Raw genomic sequence first — 17,040 nt, forward strand, 5'->3', positions numbered from 1 at the left:
TCATGGTTGATAACACCAGGGAGGCTGCGCACCGTGCGGCTTCCGATGCCGAACAGATCGCCTGGGTCGACGAGCAGGACAACCTGCTCGGCGCCCTGGTCCGTTCCGATTTGCGCGAGCGCGGGCTGATCGGGCGCGGCACCTACATTATGTTGTTCAACTCCGCTGGCGAGCTGTGCGTGCACCGGCGCACCCTGAGCAAGGCAATCTATCCCGGTTACTGGGACGTGGCGGCGGGGGGCATGGTGCTCGCCAGTGAAACCTACGCCGAATCGGCGGCCAGGGAACTGGAAGAGGAGCTCGGAGTGAGTGGCGTGGAGCTGACCGCCCACGACCATTTTTTCTTCGAGGACACCGACAATCGGCTGTGGTGTTCGGCGTTCTCGGCGGTGTGGGACGGCCCGTTGACCCTGCAACCGGAAGAGGTGCTCGAAGCGCGCTTTATCCCCATCGATCAGGTCATGCAGGAAATCGAGCAAAAGCCTTATTGCCCGGACTCTCTAGCCGCGTTGAAGCGCTATTTGCGCTCACGCGGGATCGACGTCGCAAAACAGCTATAAATTGGCGCCGATTGGCTCTTAGCAATCGGCGTTTTTGCCGTTACACTGCGCGACCTTTTCAAACTGAACCGGTATTGCTGGTTGTTTTTGTAGGAGCGAGCTTGCTCGCGAAAAACGCAAAGGCGACGCATGCTGCCTGATGCCGCGCATTATCGTTGACGTCCATCGCGAGCGAGCTCGCTCCTACAGAAGACGTCATCGTTCGTGAGCCATTGCGTTTCAGCAATGTTGTACCGTTTCAGTAGCGCTGCCCCTGCCTGAGTGGGGCTTCGCGGTCGATAGCCTTCCCAAGTGCTGCGACCAGTCTTTGTCCTCCGAAGAGGATTGCCGGTGGCCAAAAAAGCCGCATCCTTCGCCGCCTTGGGCGGCCTGGTATTTTCCACCGACGCAGGTCGTCATTGCCCGGAATGCAGTAAACCGGTGGACGCCTGCATCTGCAAACAGACCGTTATCCCGGCCGGCGACGGCATCGCTCGCGTGCGTCGCGAAAGCAAGGGCCGTGGCGGCAAGACGGTGACCACCATCACCGGCATGCCGTTGGCTGAAGACGCGCTCAAGGACCTGGCCACGACGTTGAAGAAACGTTGCGGTACCGGTGGGGCGCTGAAAGACGGAGTCATCGAAATCCAGGGCGATCATGTCGAGCTACTCTTGGCAGAACTGATCAAGCTCGGTTTCAAAGCGAAGAAGTCCGGCGGCTAGCAGCCTCTGTGAAAACCACCCTCGGCTTGATCCGGTCCTGATGACATTCAGGTCCGGCATCGTCTACATGGTTTTCACAGAGCCTGTTCATGACCGGTATCTAAACTCACTGCGGTCGGCGGGGTCTATTGCCTCGTTGACGAACCGTCATTTTCATTCTTTAGACTGCGCCGGCCTGAACCCAGGCGACGCACTATGACTTCTTTATAGGGGACTTCGATGTCCGTACGACGCACACGCAAAGACGATGGCAGCCAATGGACAGTTGCGGACAGCCGCAGTGTTTACGGGATTCGCCATTGGGGGGCCGGGTATTTCGCGATCAATGACGCCGGTCGCGTCGAAGTTCGTCCGAACGGTCCGAGCAGTTCGCCTATCGACCTGTTCGAGCAAGTCGACCAGCTGCGCAAAAGCGGCCTGTCCTTGCCATTGCTGGTCCGTTTCCCGGACATCCTGCAAGACCGCGTGCGTCAGCTGACCGGTGCGTTCGACGCCAACATCGAGCGTCTGGAATACCAGAGCAAGTACACAGCGCTGTACCCGATCAAGGTCAACCAGCAGGAAGCGGTGATCGAGAACATCATCGCCACCCAGAACGTTTCCATTGGCCTGGAAGCCGGCTCCAAGCCTGAGTTGCTGGCGGTGCTGGCACTGGCGCCGAAGGGCGGCACCATCGTCTGCAACGGCTACAAGGACCGCGAATTCATTCGCCTGGCGCTGATGGGCCAGAAGCTCGGCCACAACGTGTTCATCGTGATCGAGAAAGAATCCGAAGTCGGCCTGGTGATCGAAGAAGCCAACTCGCTCAAGGTCAAGCCTCAGGTCGGCCTGCGAGTGCGCCTGTCGTCCCTGGCGTCGAGCAAGTGGGCCGACACCGGCGGCGAGAAATCCAAGTTCGGCCTGTCGGCGGCGCAACTGCTGTCGGTGGTCGAGCGTTTCCGCGCGGCCGGCCTGGACCAGGGCATTCGCCTGCTGCACTTCCACATGGGTTCGCAGATCGCCAACCTGGCGGACTACCAGCACGGTTTCAAGGAAGCGATCCGTTATTACGGAGAGTTGCGCAACCTCGGACTGCCGGTGGACCACATCGACGTCGGCGGTGGTCTGGGCGTGGACTACGACGGCACGCACTCGCGTAACGCCAGTTCGATCAACTACGACATGGACGACTACGCCGGTGTCGTGGTCGGGATGCTCAAGGAATTCTGCGATGCGCAGAGCCTGCCGCACCCGAACATCTTCTCCGAAAGCGGCCGTTCCCTGACCGCGCACCACGCCATGCTGGTGATCCAGGTGACCGACGTCGAGAAACACAACGACGACGTGCCGCAGATCGAGAACAAGGAAGCGCTGCCGGAAACCGTGCAGTGGCTGGTGGACCTGCTGGGTCCGACCGACATCGAGATGGTTACCGAAACATACTGGCGCGCCACGCACTACATGAGCGATGTTGCCTCCCAGTACGCCGACGGCAAGCTGACCCTGGCCGAGAAAGCCCTGGCCGAACAATGCTACTTCGCCGTGTGCCGTCGCCTGCACAACTCGTTGAAGGCACGCCAGCGTTCCCACCGTCAGGTGCTGGACGAACTCAACGACAAGCTGGCCGACAAGTACATCTGCAACTTTTCGGTTTTCCAGAGCCTGCCGGACACCTGGGCCATCGACCAGGTCCTGCCGATCATCCCGCTGCACCGTCTCGACGAAGAGCCGCTGCGTCGCGCGGTACTGCAAGACCTGACCTGTGACTCCGACGGCAAGATCAACCAGTACGTCGACGAGCAGAGCATCGAGACCAGTTTGCCGGTACACGCGCTGAAAGAAGGTGAGGACTACTTGCTGGGTGTGTTCCTGGTCGGTGCCTACCAGGAAATTCTCGGCGACATGCACAACCTGTTCGGTGACACCGACTCGGTGAACATCTACCAGAACGCCGACGGCAGCGTGTACCACGCCGGTATCGAAACCCACGACACCATCGAAGACATGCTGCGCTATGTACACTTGTCGCCGGAAGAACTGATGACCCACTACCGCGACAAGTGCGCCAGTGCCCGCATCAGTGCCAGCGAGCGCACGCAGTTCCTCGATGCCTTGCGTCTGGGGCTGACCCGTTCGTCTTACCTGTCTTCCTGAGGTAAGCGTCACGCTCATCAGGTTGTCTGAAATTTTTCCTTTCGCTGAGGAAATTTCAGATGACCTGGTGCGGCAATTCTCCTGTTCCAGGCGAAATTTCCTGCATCTTCGACAAACCAACGCATTTGGTCTTCTTTTCGCGTAGGTTATTTCCTAATTTGTTGTTCGGCACTCTACTCGGCCATGTCTCTCAGCGAGAATCCCCGGCCGCCCCTCCTGTAGAGAAACGCCGATGTTCAATCCAGTCAGCGAACCTTCATTTCGTCTGGATGTAGCAGGTCTGCCCGACTCCTTAGAGGTCCTGGCCTTTACCGGCAGAGAAGCCATCAGCGAGCCGTTCGTGTTCGACCTGGAACTGCTGATCGAAGACCCGGTGCTTGACCTGGCCAGTTTGCTGTACCGCCCGGCATCGTTGCATTTCGGACCAGCCGGAAACCACGTGCACGGACAATTGCATGAACTCGTCCAGCGCGACCATGTCCCGGGACCCCGACTCTGCCACGTGCGCCTGGGGCCGAAAATAGCTTGCCTGGCCCAGCGCTTCAGCCAACGAATCTTCAGCGCCCGTTCAGTGCCGCAAATCCTCGACCAGGTGCTCAGGGAGCACGGCATTACCGGCAGGGATCGACGTCTGGAGCTAAGCGGCGAATACCCGCCCCGGGATTTTTGCACGCAATATCGAGAGTCAGACCTGCAGTTTCTCCGGCGACTGTGCGCCCGGGAAGGGCTTCACTACCACTTCGAACACCGGGCCCGCGGGCACTGTGTGGTGTTTGGGGATGATCAGCAGCATTTTCCATCCGGCGAACCTGCGGAATTGCGCAGCGAGGGCGATCGGCCGGCGGTGCGGCATTTCGAACGTCAGCGCAGCGGTGGGACAGCGGTGCAGTGCGCCGAATGCCGGACGGACCTGGCGACTATGCGCAGCGGTCGGCTGATGCCGCTGTCAGGTCATCCGGTTGCCGATTGCAATCGGCTCTGGCTGCTGACCCGCGTTGAGCATTGGGGCCGCCAGGATGCGACGACGCCTTACCACAATCAGGCCCGTGCCCTGCGCTGGCCGGCATCCATCGAGCCGCCCGGTGCGACGGTCAAACCAAGGATGCATGGCCCGCAACGGGCGTGGGTGGTCGAGGTCGATGAGCCAGGCCCCGACCCGACAAGGCCGGTACCGGTGCAATTCGACTGGCTTTATCAGGGCGAAGGGGCGGCGCCCAGTCATTGCTGGCTGCCCCTGGCCAGGCAGTTGCAGGCCTCGGCCTTCTCGTCATTACGGGAAGGGACTGAACTGGTCGTGAGTTTTGTCGAGGGCGATCCCGATCAACCGCAGATAACCGGGGTGCTGCACGCACCGGCAACGATCGAGGAGACGCCCCAGCCCACCTGCGCCCATGAAGAGGGCCTGGAACAATGGTTGCACTCGGGGGAGCCATTGCTGATGTTGTGCCTGCTGCCCGGTGGCGGCAGCTTCAACCATTGCGCACAGGCTTTGTGCACCTGTCGTCTGGCGACGCAGCTTGGCCAGAGCTCTGGAGCATGATCGCCACACGCACGCCCGAGGCATCCCCGCAGTGGCTGTTGCTGGATGTGCCGGGTACGCCACAGGCGGGTGTCACACTTCGGCAGATGTTTGCCCAGGCCCGATGGTTCGGGCTGTTCGAAGGTACGGAGTGGCACGCGCTGCATGAGCAGGGGCCGGTCCTGGTCGATCTGCGCACCTGCCCGGCACTGGCCGATTTATGCATCGTCGACGGACAACGCTGGCCCGGATTGCTGATGGTCAGCGAGGCCGGCGCTGCATCTTTGCTGGCGCATTTGCGGCGCATGCTCACGGTCACGCTTGGCCTGCACCGGGCCCTTTTGAGTTACTACAACCCAACCACGGCCAGTTATTTCTTCGATGCCTGCGATGCCGTTGAACTGAGTCGCTGGCTAGGGCCCATCCACCAGTTACGCTGGTTCGGCGGCAGTTGGGCCGACCGCGCGATGGGGTGTGAGGGCTGGCAGCGCTTGTCCAATCCGGGGTTGGCGGTCAGCCCGTTGGCCGTCGAGGAAAGCCTCAGCGCCGGGCAGCAGGGAAAATTGCAAACCTGCCTGCTGGAACAGCATGCCTGGCGCTGGAACCGGTCCACTGGTGTCGATTTCCCCCGCCTGTGGACCCATGTGCAGGAAGGGCTGGCGCTGGGTTTCAGCGAGCGCCCGGTGCTTGATGGCTGGATATGGCTACGCTTGCAGTATCCCGACGCCGTCCCCGTGCAGCCATTGCCGGGCAGGACTCAGCAGGAGCGCCTCGACAGTCTGCGCCACCGGTGGCAGAGCGACCGACCCTGGCCATGAACTCGACCCGCTCAGTGAGTGCTGCCGGCAAACCAGCCATCGTTACGGCGCAGGCGCCAGGCGATCATGCCGAGGGTCAGACTGCGCAGCAGCATGAACAACAGAAAGGTTATCCACAGGCCATGGTTGCCACCGCCTTGCAGTGCCCAGCCGAAGGGCAGCACCAGCGCCACGGTCAGCAACATGCCGTTGCGCATTTCCCGGGCGCGGGTGGCGCCAATGAACAGGCCGTCGAGCAGGTAACTCCAGACGGCAATCAGTGGCAGTACGGCGAGGTAGGGCAGGTAGATGAACGCGGTGTCGCGCACACTTTGAATGTCGGTCTGCATCTCGATGAACAGATGCCCTGCAAACAGAAACAGCACGGCAAAGCCCAGGCTTGCCAGCAACGACCAGCCCCCCGCCACCACCAGTGAACGGCGCAGGGCATCGCGGTCACGGGCGCCAAGCGCATGTCCGCACAGGGCTTCGACAGCGTGGGCCAGGCCATCGAGGGCGTGGGCGGTCAGCAGCAAGCCATTGAGTAAAAGAGCATTGGCCGCGACCGTGGCGTCGCCCAGCCGCGTGCCCTGCACCGTGATCAGGAAAAACACCGATTGCAGCGCCAGGCTGCGGATAAAGATGTCGCGGTTGACCGCCAGCAATGGCCGCCAACTCTGCCACAGCGCCAATGCCGCCCAGACGATATGCCCTGGGTAGGCGCGCAGGGCTTTGCGGGTCATCAGCAAGCCGATCAGCGCACCGGTCCATTCGGCAATCACCGAGGCCCGGGCAGCACCGACCACGCCCCATTCCAGGCCGAGGACGAACCACAGGTTCAGGGCAATGTTGACCAGGTTGGTGCTCAGCAGAATCGCCAGGGGCGCCCGGGCATTCTGGGTGCCGAGAAACCAGCCGACCAGTGCATAACTGGCGAGCGCCGCCGGCAGGCCGAACAGGCGGGTGTGGAAGAATTCGCGGGTCAGTTGATCGAGCTCCGCCGACGGTTGCATGAAGTGCAACGCGACCCCGCTCAAAGGCACGCCCACCGCACCCAATACCACGGCCAGGCCGATGGCGAGCAGCAGGCCTTGCAACAGGATTTGCCGCAGGGCCGCGCCATCCCCACGACCGGCCGCCTGGGCGGCGAACCCGGTGGAGCCCATGCGCAGAAAACCCATGGCCCAGGCGAGGAAGGTGTACAGACTGGCCCCGACCGCGACGGCGCCGAGTTGATGGGCGTGGGGCAGGTGACCGATGACGGTGCTGTCGACCAGCGCCACCAGCGGTACGGAAATGTTCGAAAGAATCATCGGCGCAGCGAGCGCCCAGACCCGGCGATGGGTAGGGCGGTCGCGCCAGTCGGCGGTCAGGTTGGACATGCAGGCTCCTTGGGGAGTCGGCATTGTAGCGGCACATCGAGAGCAAGCCGCGATCAATTGTGGGAGCGGCGGTGCGGCGATCCCACAGTGTCCGGTGGGGTCAGTGGATAATCCAGCTGAGCAACCAAAGCCCCAGTACCAACCAGATGAACCCCATGATGAACGACGCATTGAGGAAGGCGCGGATCGCCGACCACAACAGTATCAGCCCGAGGATCAAGGTCACGATGCTGATGACCGAGGTATCCATGCCCAGTGCCTGGGACAGGCCTTCGACAAAATTGCTGCTGGCGTTGCTCAACAGACTGAACAGCCCGCTGAGGGCATCAACGATGAAACGGATGATCGAGCCGAGTACCTGGCCGAGCCATTCGGAAAAACCTTCTACCTGCATGGAATGAACGTCCTGATTAAAGTGAAATGAGTCTTGGGCTGTCGATCATGCTGCCGAGTTCCCACAAGCATAGAGGGTTGCACACAGAGCATGCATCTTCTGCCCCTTGCCTTCACCTGTGATCCCCCCGAAGCTATACGCCTTCAGGAGAGCCCGATGAACCTTGTTGAACTGACCGAACGCCTGCACGCCATCCGTGACCGCAATGACTGGCGGCAATTTCACAGCCCGAAAAACCTGGCCATGGCCGCGAGCGTGGAAATGTCCGAGCTGGTGGAGATTTTCCAGTGGCTGACCGAAGACCAGTCCCGCCAGTTGTCGGCGGACAAGCTCGCCCACGCCGGGCAGGAAGTCGGTGACATCGTGCTTTATCTGTTGCTGTTGTGCAGCGAACTGGGCCTGGACATGGATGCCGTGGTGCGCAGCAAACTGGCGGACAGCGAACGGAGGTTCAGCTGATGAGCGACCGTCATTTCGATCAGTTGGCGACCCGTTTCGCCGAAAAAATCTACGGTGGCGCCAAAGGTGCGATCCGTCTGGCGGTGTTGCAGGCCGACCTGGCCGAAATCCTGCCCGACCGCCCTCTGCGAGTGCTGGACATCGGTGCCGGCCTTGGCCACATGTCGTTGTGGCTGGCCCAGCGCGGCCATCAGGTGACCCTCGCCGAGCCCGCCGAGCCGATGCTCGAAGGCGCCCGCCAGCGTTTTGCCGAAGCCGGGCAGAGCGCCACGTTCATTCAGGCACCCTGGCAGGAACTGTTGGGGCAGCTCACCGAACCCTACGACCTGGTGCTGTGCCACGCCGTGCTGGAATGGCTGGCCGAACCCCACGCCATACTGCCGGTGCTGCATCAACTGACCAAGGCCGACGGCTGGCTGTCCCTGGCGTTCTACAACCGCGACGCGCTGATTTATCGCAACTTGCTCAAGGGCCATTTCCGCAAGATGCGCAAGAACGACATGGCCGGCGAAAAGCAGAGCCTGACCCCGCAACAGCCCCTTGATCCGCGCGAGCTGGCGGCGCAACTTGAAGGTCTGTGGCAGGTCGAAATACAGAGTGGCGTGCGGGTTTTTCACGATTACATGCCGGTGGAATTCCAGGCCCGCGCCGACCTGGCGGACCTGCTGGAAATGGAGCTGGCCCACCGTCGTCATCCGAGCTTTGCCGGGCTTGGGCGTTATTTGCACTGGATCTGTCGGCCTGTCTGATCGGAGCACGCAATGAAAAGTCATACAGGTGTATTGGTGTTCTGCCTGGGGCTGGCGGCCTGTCAGGGCAGCAACCCCTATGTCGCCACGTCCAACCCTTTGCCACCGGCACCGCCCCAGGCCGCCAAGACCTTTGACCGCAGCGCTTACCCGGCAGCCCCCCGTGATTATGGACGCTACCGCAGTTGGGCCTGGCTCGACGGGCATCTGCCACCGGGCACCGCCTGGGCCGACTCGGCGCAGATCGCCGAAGCGGTCAGCAATGCGCTGGATCAACGCGGCTTGCGCCCGCTGCACGATAATCGCCCGGCCGACCTGTTTGTCAGCGCCGACCTGCGGATGGAAACCCGTTTGCGCCAGGTTCAGGACGACTATTACGGCGGCGGTTATGGTGGCTACAACGGTTACGGCCCTGGATATGGCGGGTACGCCACCGTACCGGTCGTTCGTACCTATCAGGAGCAAGTCGTAGTGGTTCAGGTGGATATGTATGACGCCAAAAGCGGTCAACCGATATGGAGCGCCAGCGCTGAAACCGGCAACCGGGGCAGCGAAAGCGAGCGCGCCGATGCCATACGGGAGGCTGTGGAAAAGGCAATGTCGGCGTATCCTCCTAGTTAGCTTCTGTAGATAAGAAGCATTTCGCAGGAGAACCATCATGTTCCGCCGTTTCATTCTACTGGCCATGGTCGCGCTGCTCAGTGCCTGCGCCGCCAACCAGGTCAATCATGATTTTGACGCCAGCCGCGATTTTGCTGCCTATCGCAGCTGGGCGTGGAAAGAACCCGCCGTGCAATATCGTCCCGATGATCCACGGATCAAGAGCGACTTGACCGACCAGCGCATCCGTCAGGCGGTTGCCGATCAACTGGACCAGCGCGGTCTGCGCCCGGCCGCCGCGGGTGCCAAGGGTGACTTGAATGTGCAAACCTACCTGATTGTCGAAGAGCGGCAACAGCAGGTGACCACCAACTATGGCGGCGGGTGGGGGTACCCGTGGTATGGCTACTATGGCGCGCCCATGTATAACGAAACCCGTAGTGTCAGCTACAAGGTAGCGACCATCCAGATCGACCTGCTCGATGGCAAGGACGGCAAACTGGTGTGGCGTGGCAGTGACGAACAGATACTCAGCCGCACACCGAACCCGTCGGATCGTCGTGATGCCATCCTGGAAACAGTCACGCGGATATTGGCCAACTATCCACCGCATTTGTCCTAGAATCAGCCTGCCATTCAACCCCTGTGCGCCCACGGGGGTTTTTTTGGATGGTGTGCGTATCCATTGCTGCGGTGACGGCGGCTGGCGGTTTCGCCCTTACGGCGAGTCACTTTTTTTACAAGCGCCTAAAAAAAGTAAGCAAAAAAATCACTCGCCCCGAACGTACGGCCCCTCGCTTAGGCTCGGGGTTCCTTCGCTCCGGCATTCAGCCTGCCGAGGGGGCGGGTGGATCAAGATCAAGAGCTGCAGGCGAGCTAACGCTCGGCCTGTTGAGTGGTGAGAAGCAGTGGGTGTACGCCGACCCATTGTGGGAGCGGGCTTGCCCGCGAAGGCGGCCTGACAGCCGACCAATATCTTTCAGATGTACCCGGCCTAAATGTGGGAGCAAGACTGCTCGCGATGAGGCCCTGACAGTCAATCAATCCTGTGTCATTTTCATCATATCCCGAGGAAACCTCCGACACGTTTTTCAGGTTGTCCGTCGGAAGCGCGATCTCTAGCCTTTGTCTGTCGCTGCAAAATCAGTGATCGGGTTTGGTCGCCCGGGTTTAGAATGGCGCACAGTGCCGCGCGAGCGGCATTTTTGTGCTTGCTTAATGGCGAGCTGTGCGTGGGAGGGCCTAGGCCCTGCCGGGTTTCCATTCCCTGGTCGACCAACCTGCGTACGGTTCGCCACCCTTCTGCTTGGTCGCAGTGATGGCGAACTCCAAACTCAAGAATGGAGCTTCACCATGATCAAACCCACCCCAAATCCCCCCGAAACCGACGACCGCGCCCTCGATCACTACCTCAATCCACCCAGGCAACCTGTCAACCATAAACCCAGCACGATGTTCGTCATCGCCCCGGACATCGACACCGAGACCCTGCTGGCCCACGCCTGTGAGTCGCTGGCGTCGGCGAGTGTGATGGCGAGTGATTTTGCGGGGTTTCTGAAGGGCTCGCAGCGCAACACTCTGCTGGGGATTGCGCAGGTGATCATGCTGGGTGAGCTGGCGGTAAATCGGGCCTTGGATAATATCGATCCGCAAGACTGACCGTGGAGCTTTTGTGGCGAGGGAGCGAGCTCCCTCGCCACAGACATCGGCCTTGTCAGGATCAGGCAACCGGCCGCCAGTGCCCGACCATATGTTCCAGATCCCCGGCGCCCACCAACTGCAGTTCCCCGCTCGGTCCCGGCGCACTGGCCAGCAACGTCACCTCACTGGGCAACCGTACCGGCTTCCTGAACTGCACCGCAATCTCGACGTTCGCCACAGGCAGATGCCCGGCCAGTGCCGCCAGAGTGCGCGCCTTGTTCCACAAACCATGGGCGATGGCAGCGGGGAAGCCGAAGACTCGGGCGCTGGCCGCGCTCAGGTGAATCGGGTTGTAGTCGCCCGACACCCTGGCGTATTGCCGGCCGATGTCCGACGGCGCTTTCCAGTGTTCGATTTCGCTCAGGGGCAGGCTCGATACCAGGTTCTCTTCAAGCGGTTCGCCCTTGAGTTTGACGCCGCGACAGAGCATCCGGCTTTCTGCTTTCCACAACGGGCCCAACTGATCGTCGAGGCTGGTCAGCAGATCGAACGTCGCGCCTTTGGCGTGGGGCTGCAGGTTCTGCACTCGCACGCTGACGCGCACCCGACTCACCCCGCCCATGGGGCGCAGTACACGAATGCGGTTGCTCAGGTGAATCAGGCCCAGCAGTGGGAACGGGAAGTCTCTGGCCGTGAGCAATTGCATCTGCAAGGCAAACCCGAGGATGTGCGGGTAGGTCGGTGGCAGCAGGCCGTTGTCGGCGAAACCACAGACCTTGCGAAAAGCCGCCAGGCGCTTGGGATCGACTTCGACCCAGCAACGCAAACCCGAATCGGGCAGGCGGCTGCCGGTGATTTTGCGCCGTGTCGCCGCTCGTGCGTACGACCCAGGCAGGCCGGGTTCGCGGTTGAGTGTGTGCCAGTCGGTGATCATCCTTAAGCCCCCAGAGCGCTTTGCCCACACACGCGTAAAGCTTGGCCGGTGAACGCGCCGGTACCCGGTTGCGCGAGCCAGGCCACGGCCTCGGCGACGTCTTGCGGAAGACCGCCCTGGCCCAGCGAACTCATGCGCCGTCCGGCTTCGCGCAGGCCGAAGGGAATGTGTGCGGTCATCTGTGTTTCGATGAAACCCGGCGCCACGGCGTTGATGCTGATGCCGCGCTCGTGGAGCAGCGGCGCCCAGGCTTGTGCCAGACCGATCAACCCGGCCTTGCTCGCCGCGTAATTGGTTTGCCCTCGATTGCCGGCGATGCCGCTGATGGACGCCAGCAGGATCACCCGGCCGTTGTCGTGCAGGGTGCCGCTGTCGAGCAGGGCTTTGGTCAGCACTTGCGGCGCGTTGAGGTTGACCGCCAGCACCGCGTCCCAGAATTCCGGGGTCATGTTGGCCAGGGTTTTATCCCGGGTGATGCCGGCGTTGTGCACCACGATGTCGAGGCCGTCGGGCAGTTGTTCGACCAACTGCGCGGCGGCGTCTTCGGCGCAGATGTCGAGGGTGATGCTGCGCCCGCCGAGGCGTGCGGCGAGGGCTTCGAGATCGGTTTTGGCCGGGGGCACGTCGAGCAGGGTGACGTCGGCACCATCGCGGGCCAGGGTTTCGGCGATGGCGGCACCGATACCGCGTGCTGCGCCGGTGACCAGTGCCTTGCGCCCGGCGAGCGGGCGTGTCCAGTCGGTGACGGGTGTCGAACACGGATTCAAGCGAATGACCTGCCCCGACACGAAGGCGCTTTTCGGTGAGAGGAAAAACCGCAGCGGGCCTTCCAGTTGTGCCTCGGCACCTTCGCCGACGTAGATCAATTGCAGGGTGCCACCGCTGCGTAATTCCTTGGCCAGGGAACGGCTGAAACCTTCCAGGGCACGCTGGGCACTGGCGGCGAACGGGTCGCGCAGGGTTTGCGGATCGCGCCCGAGAATCACCAGGTGTGCGCAGTGTTCGAGGTTCTTCATCAGCGGCTGGAAAAACTCGCGCAGTTGCTTGAGCTGATCGGTGTGCAGCAGATCACAGGCGTCGAACACCACGGCCTTGAGTTTCGGTCCGTGGCCGGGAATCCAGGTGGTCGCTATCGAAGGCTCGGTGCCGTAGCTGTAGATCGCGTCGGTCAGACGATTGGCGAGGGCGCTGACTTGCTCCGCCAACGGCCCGCCGCCGATCAGCAACGCACCTTCCACGGGCCGCAGCCGGCCAGCCTGCCAGCGCTCCAGTCGGGTCGGTGCCGGCAACCCCAGGGCGCCGACAAGGCGATGGCCGATGGACGAATTGGCGAAGTCGATATAGCGGTCAGACATGGAACGCGCTCCGAAAGCCGGGATTCAAAGTGTGGACCATGAATGGCGATCAGTCGTTCGATCCACGAGATAAGGCCTACGCTGGTGTAGGAGCGAGCTTGCTCGCGATGGCGATAAGTCAGTCGACATCAATGTAGCTGACAGACCGCCTTCGCGAGCAAGCCCGCTCCCACAAGGGGCAGTGTTCAGTTCAGATAATTCATCAGGAGCTCTTATGACCCAACTGCGCCGCGTCGCGATCATCGGCGGTAACCGGATTCCTTTCGCCCGCTCCAACGGCCCCTACGCCACGGCCAGTAACCAGGTGATGCTCACCGCCGCTCTCGAAGGCCTGATCGAACGTTACAACCTGCACGGCCAGCGCATCGGTGAAGTGGTCGCCGGGGCGGTGCTCAAGTTGTCGCGGGACATGAACCTCACGCGCGAATGCGTACTGGGTTCGCGACTGTCGCCCGCCACCCCGGCCTATGACATCCAGCAGGCGTGCGGCACCGGGCTGGAAGCGGCGTTGCTGGTGGCGAACAAGATTGCCCTGGGGCAGATCGACTGTGGCATCGCCGGTGGCGTGGACACCACCTCGGATGCGCCGATCAGCGTCAGCGAAGGCCTGCGCAAAATCCTCCTGCAAGCCAACCGCGCGAAAACCACCGGCGACAAACTGAAAACCTTCCTGCAATTGCGCCCCAAACATCTGATCCCCGAGTTCCCGCGCAACGGCGAACCGCGTACCGGGTTGTCCATGGGGCAGCATTGCGAGTTGATGGCCCAGACCTGGAACATCCCTCGCCAGGCACAGGATCAATTGGCGCTTGAGAGCCATCAGAAACTGGCCGCGTCTTACGCCGAGGGCTGGCACAACGACCTGATGACGCCGTTCCTGGGGCTGACCCGCGACAACAACCTGCGCCCGGATTCGACCCTGGAAAAGCTCGCCGCACTCAAGCCGGCCTACGAGAAAAGCGCCAAGGGCACCCTGACGGCGGGCAACTCCACGCCACTGACCGATGGTGCGTCACTGGTGCTGCTGGGCAGCGAGGAATGGGCCAAGGCTCGCGGGTTACCGATTCTGGCCTACTGGCGTGACGGCGAGGCGGCGGCGGTGGATTTCGTCAATGGTGCGGAAGGGTTGTTGATGGCGCCGGTCTACGCCGTACCACGATTGCTGGCGCGCAATGGCCTGACCTTGCAGGACTTCGACTACTACGAAATCCACGAAGCCTTCGCCGCGCAAGTGCTGTGCACATTGAAGGCCTGGGAAGATCCGGAGTACTGCAAAACCCGTCTCGGCCTCGACACGGCGTTGGGCTCGATTGACCGCAGCCGACTTAACGTCAAGGGCAGTTCACTGGCGGCGGGGCACCCGTTTGCCGCCACGGGCGGGCGCATCGTCGCCAACCTGGCGAAGCTGCTGGATGCGGCGGGCAAGGGGCGGGGACTGATTTCGATTTGCGCGGCAGGCGGGCAGGGTGTGACCGCCATCATCGAGCGCTGAATAGAAAGTACTGTGGGAGCGGGCTTGCTCGCGAAAGCGGTATAGCAGTCAACATTGATGTTGAAGGTGATGCCCTCTTCGCGAGCAAGCCCGCTCCCACAGGTTTTCAGGGGCGGCAAATAAGCTGTGCCTGGCACAAGTCCTGTGGGAGTTTGCAAATCAGGTGCGGAACCTGCGCACCAACCCGTCCAGCTCATTGGACAACCCGGCCAGGCTCTGGGAATCCAGGCGCGCCGAGTTGGCCAGTTCCGCCACCAACTGTGCATCGCCATGGATCTGGCTGATGTGCCGGTTGATGTCTTCGGCCACTTGATGCTGTTGTTCCGCCGCCGTGGCGATCTGGGTGTTCATGTCGCGGATCACGTCCACCGACTCGCGGATCTGCCCGAAGCTGTTGCGCGCCTCGCCGATGCGCGTCACCGATTGCTGGGACACTTCCAGGCTGGCGTGCATCTGTTGGGTTACCTGGCTGGTGCGTTTGGCCAGGTTGCCCAGCAGTCCGTCGATTTCTGCCGTGGAGTCGGCCGTGCGTTTGGCCAGGGCCCGCACTTCGTCAGCCACCACGGCAAAGCCGCGTCCTTGTTCACCGGCACGGGCCGCTTCGATCGCAGCGTTCAGCGCCAGCAGGTTGGTTTGTTCGGCGATCGAGCGAATGGTCCCCAGGATCGATTGAATGTCATTGCTGTCGCGTTCGAGCTGTTGCATCGACTGGGCCGACTGTTCGATTTCCTGGCTCAGGCGATCCACGCTGTTCACCGCCGCATCGATCTGTTGCTGACCTTCGCGCGCCTGGCGCTGGCCACTGTCGGCAGACTCCGCTGCCTGGCTGCAGGAGCGCGCGACTTCGTTGGCGGTAGCGACCATTTCGTGGAACGCCGTGGAGACCATGTCCACCGCTTCACGCTGGCGCCCGGCGGCTTCGGCCATGTCGCTGGAGACCTGGGTCGAACTCTTGGACGTGTCGAGAATCTTGCCCGCCGCGCCGCCGATGTTCTGGATCAGGTTGCGAATCGCGGTCAGGAACTGGTTGAACCAGTTGGCCAGTTGCGCGGTTTCATCGTTGCCACGGATTTGCAGGTTCTGGGTCAGGTCGCCTTCGCCCTGGGCGATGCCTTCCAGGCCGCTGGCCACGCTGCGGATCGGGCGCACGATGAGGCTGGCAAAACTGGCGCCGACGATGGCGAAGACGACGGCCAGGACGGCGGCGATGATGGCGATCAACCAGGTCAACTGGGTCGCGGAGCTCATCACGTCGTCCTGTTTGATCAGGCCGATGAAGGTCCAGCCCAGTTGCTCCGATGGCCAGACGTTGGCCATGTAGTGCTCGCCGTTGAGCTCCACTTCCACCAGGCCCTTGCCGGCCTTGGCCAGTTGCGCATAGCCGTCGCCCAGGCTGTTCAGGGGTTTGAAGTTGTGTTCCGGCTGTTTCGGGTCCACCAGGACCATGCCGGTGTTTTCCAGCAGCATCAGGTAGCCGGTTTCACCGAGCTTGATCTGTTTGACGATTTCGGTGAGCTGCTTGAGCGTCACGTCGATGCTGACCACGCCGCCGTTGGTGCCAAGCTTGTTGTCGATGGTGCGCACGGTGCTGACGTAGGTCGCGTCGTCCTGGGCCCAGTAATAGGCCTCGGTACGAAACGGCTTGCCTGGTTTGGCCTGGGCGGCCTTGTACCAGGGGCGCTGGCGCGGGTCATAGTTGTTCAGCTTTGGATCATCCGGCCACGACACGTAGCCGCCCGCCGCCGTGCCGAGGATGGCATAGGCGTACGCCGGGTGGCTGTTGCCAAGGTCCTGGAGCAGGGTGAAGACTTTTTTGTCCGCCTCGCCCTGGGGGACGCTCTCGGCGTTGGCGGCCATGTAAGTCTTGAGGCTGTCGTCGGAGTTTCGGATCAGCGGCTGCTTGGCCAGGTAATCGACGTTCTGGCTGATGCCGTCAAAGAACAATTGCATGGCGTTGCTGACCTGACGAATCTCGCGGGCACTGCCGTCGACGAATTCGTCCCTGGCATCACTGCGCAGGTTCAGCACAACGAGGGTGGCGACCAGCACCACGGGCAGGCAGGCGATGATTGCAAACGCCCAGGTCAACTTCTGTTTGATGTTCATCCGCGCTCCAGATTTTCTTGTAGGCCCACGCAGTGCAGATGACTCGCGGTTTATTGGCAGCCGTAAACGTTCTTGGTCTACCCGGATCCTTGAGTGCGGCATCGCTATTATTGGAGGAGCGATTGTCGGACAAATCACTTTGTCACTAAGGACTTCGGCTGTTGTCGGAGGAAATTGAGGTCTGTTGGGAAAAATCCTACGGAAGGTATGAACAGTG

The 17,040-nt window shown here is 61.7% G+C and carries 16 protein-coding genes and 1 pseudogene; 11 read left to right on the plus strand and 6 right to left on the minus strand.

From position 1 onward, the window contains the following. The first annotated feature begins 2 nt into the window (after positions 1 to 2). The 5 genes from AC07W4_RS07755 to AC07W4_RS07775 all read left to right on the plus strand — a co-directional run bounded on the left by AC07W4_RS07755 (position 3) and on the right by AC07W4_RS07775 (position 5,732). The gene (locus AC07W4_RS07755) at positions 3 to 560 is read left to right on the plus strand and encodes an NUDIX hydrolase (protein WP_495032043.1); all 558 of its coding nucleotides are present in this window, start codon (positions 3 to 5) and stop codon (positions 558 to 560) included. Between the two features lie 330 nt (positions 561 to 890). Then, the gene (locus tag AC07W4_RS07760) at positions 891 to 1,262 is read left to right on the plus strand and encodes a translation initiation factor Sui1 (RefSeq protein ID WP_495032044.1); all 372 of its coding nucleotides are present in this window, start codon (positions 891 to 893) and stop codon (positions 1,260 to 1,262) included. Between the two features lie 219 nt (positions 1,263 to 1,481). Continuing rightward, positions 1,482 to 3,395, plus strand: coding sequence for an arginine decarboxylase (gene speA, locus AC07W4_RS07765; protein ID WP_008053934.1), 1,914 nt, complete (start codon positions 1,482 to 1,484; stop codon positions 3,393 to 3,395). A gap of 232 nt (positions 3,396 to 3,627) precedes the next feature. Next, the gene (locus AC07W4_RS07770) at positions 3,628 to 4,935 is read left to right on the plus strand and encodes a type VI secretion system Vgr family protein (protein WP_495032045.1); all 1,308 of its coding nucleotides are present in this window, start codon (positions 3,628 to 3,630) and stop codon (positions 4,933 to 4,935) included. Further along, positions 4,932 to 5,732 carry a DUF4123 domain-containing protein gene (locus AC07W4_RS07775; RefSeq protein ID WP_495032046.1) on the plus strand — a complete coding sequence of 267 codons (801 nt, stop codon included), beginning with the start codon at positions 4,932 to 4,934 and terminating at the stop codon, positions 5,730 to 5,732. Before AC07W4_RS07770 ends, AC07W4_RS07775 begins: the two co-directional genes overlap by 4 nt. 11 nt (positions 5,733 to 5,743) lie before the next feature. Here AC07W4_RS07775 and AC07W4_RS07780 read toward each other — a convergent pair whose 3' ends face one another. Beyond that, positions 5,744 to 7,093: an MATE family efflux transporter gene (locus tag AC07W4_RS07780; RefSeq protein WP_495032047.1), complete on the minus strand. Its 1,350-nt coding sequence runs from the start codon at positions 7,091 to 7,093 to the stop codon at positions 5,744 to 5,746. Positions 7,094 to 7,193: 100 nt separating this feature from the next. Continuing rightward, a complete protein-coding gene (locus AC07W4_RS07785) occupies positions 7,194 to 7,487 on the minus strand; it encodes a hypothetical protein (RefSeq protein ID WP_495032048.1) in 294 nt (97 codons plus the stop codon). Between the two features lie 156 nt (positions 7,488 to 7,643). On the opposite strand from AC07W4_RS07785, the gene AC07W4_RS07790 reads away from it, so the two are divergent. The 5 genes from AC07W4_RS07790 (at position 7,644) to AC07W4_RS07810 (ending at position 10,954) form a co-directional block, all read left to right on the plus strand. Then, entirely contained in the window at positions 7,644 to 7,946 is a 303-nt protein-coding gene (locus AC07W4_RS07790) for a MazG-like family protein (protein ID WP_008053924.1), read from the plus strand. Further along, the gene (locus AC07W4_RS07795; protein ID WP_495032049.1) at positions 7,946 to 8,695 is read left to right on the plus strand and encodes a methyltransferase domain-containing protein; all 750 of its coding nucleotides are present in this window, start codon (positions 7,946 to 7,948) and stop codon (positions 8,693 to 8,695) included. The genes AC07W4_RS07790 and AC07W4_RS07795 overlap by 1 nt, the downstream gene beginning before the upstream one ends. A 12-nt stretch (positions 8,696 to 8,707) precedes the next feature. Further along, positions 8,708 to 9,316 (plus strand): DUF4136 domain-containing protein, encoded by a 609-nt coding sequence (locus AC07W4_RS07800; RefSeq protein WP_495032050.1) that lies wholly within the window; start codon positions 8,708 to 8,710, stop codon positions 9,314 to 9,316. 37 nt (positions 9,317 to 9,353) lie between these two features. Then, complete coding sequence (locus AC07W4_RS07805; RefSeq protein WP_495032051.1) at positions 9,354 to 9,917, plus strand: DUF4136 domain-containing protein; 564 nt, start codon at positions 9,354 to 9,356, stop codon at positions 9,915 to 9,917. Positions 9,918 to 10,648: 731 nt separating this feature from the next. After that, complete coding sequence (locus tag AC07W4_RS07810) at positions 10,649 to 10,954, plus strand: DUF6124 family protein (RefSeq protein WP_495032052.1); 306 nt, start codon at positions 10,649 to 10,651, stop codon at positions 10,952 to 10,954. 61 nt (positions 10,955 to 11,015) lie between these two features. Here the strand turns inward: AC07W4_RS07810 and AC07W4_RS07815 are convergent, their stop codons facing one another. Continuing rightward, entirely contained in the window at positions 11,016 to 11,870 is an 855-nt protein-coding gene (locus AC07W4_RS07815) for a MaoC family dehydratase (RefSeq protein WP_495032053.1), read from the minus strand. A 2-nt stretch (positions 11,871 to 11,872) separates the two neighbouring features. Beyond that, on the minus strand, positions 11,873 to 13,225 hold the full coding sequence (locus tag AC07W4_RS07820) for a 3-oxoacyl-ACP reductase (RefSeq protein WP_495032054.1): 1,353 nt from the start codon (positions 13,223 to 13,225) through the stop codon (positions 11,873 to 11,875). A 214-nt stretch (positions 13,226 to 13,439) separates the two neighbouring features. On the opposite strand from AC07W4_RS07820, the gene AC07W4_RS07825 reads away from it, so the two are divergent. Continuing rightward, positions 13,440 to 14,717 carry an acetyl-CoA C-acetyltransferase gene (locus AC07W4_RS07825; RefSeq protein ID WP_495032055.1) on the plus strand — a complete coding sequence of 426 codons (1,278 nt, stop codon included), beginning with the start codon at positions 13,440 to 13,442 and terminating at the stop codon, positions 14,715 to 14,717. Positions 14,718 to 14,876: 159 nt separating this feature from the next. Here the strand turns inward: AC07W4_RS07825 and AC07W4_RS07830 are convergent, their stop codons facing one another. Together AC07W4_RS07830 and AC07W4_RS07835 are read right to left on the minus strand one after the other, a co-directional pair. Further along, a complete protein-coding gene (locus AC07W4_RS07830) occupies positions 14,877 to 15,644 on the minus strand; it encodes a methyl-accepting chemotaxis protein (protein WP_371319548.1) in 768 nt (255 codons plus the stop codon). 90 nt (positions 15,645 to 15,734) lie between these two features. Next, positions 15,735 to 16,925, minus strand: a pseudogene (locus AC07W4_RS07835) (cache domain-containing protein); the annotation flags it as partial. Between the last annotated feature and the right edge of the window lie 115 nt (positions 16,926 to 17,040).

It is taken from the genome of Pseudomonas sp. GW821-FHT02A08, from assembly GCF_059422045.1.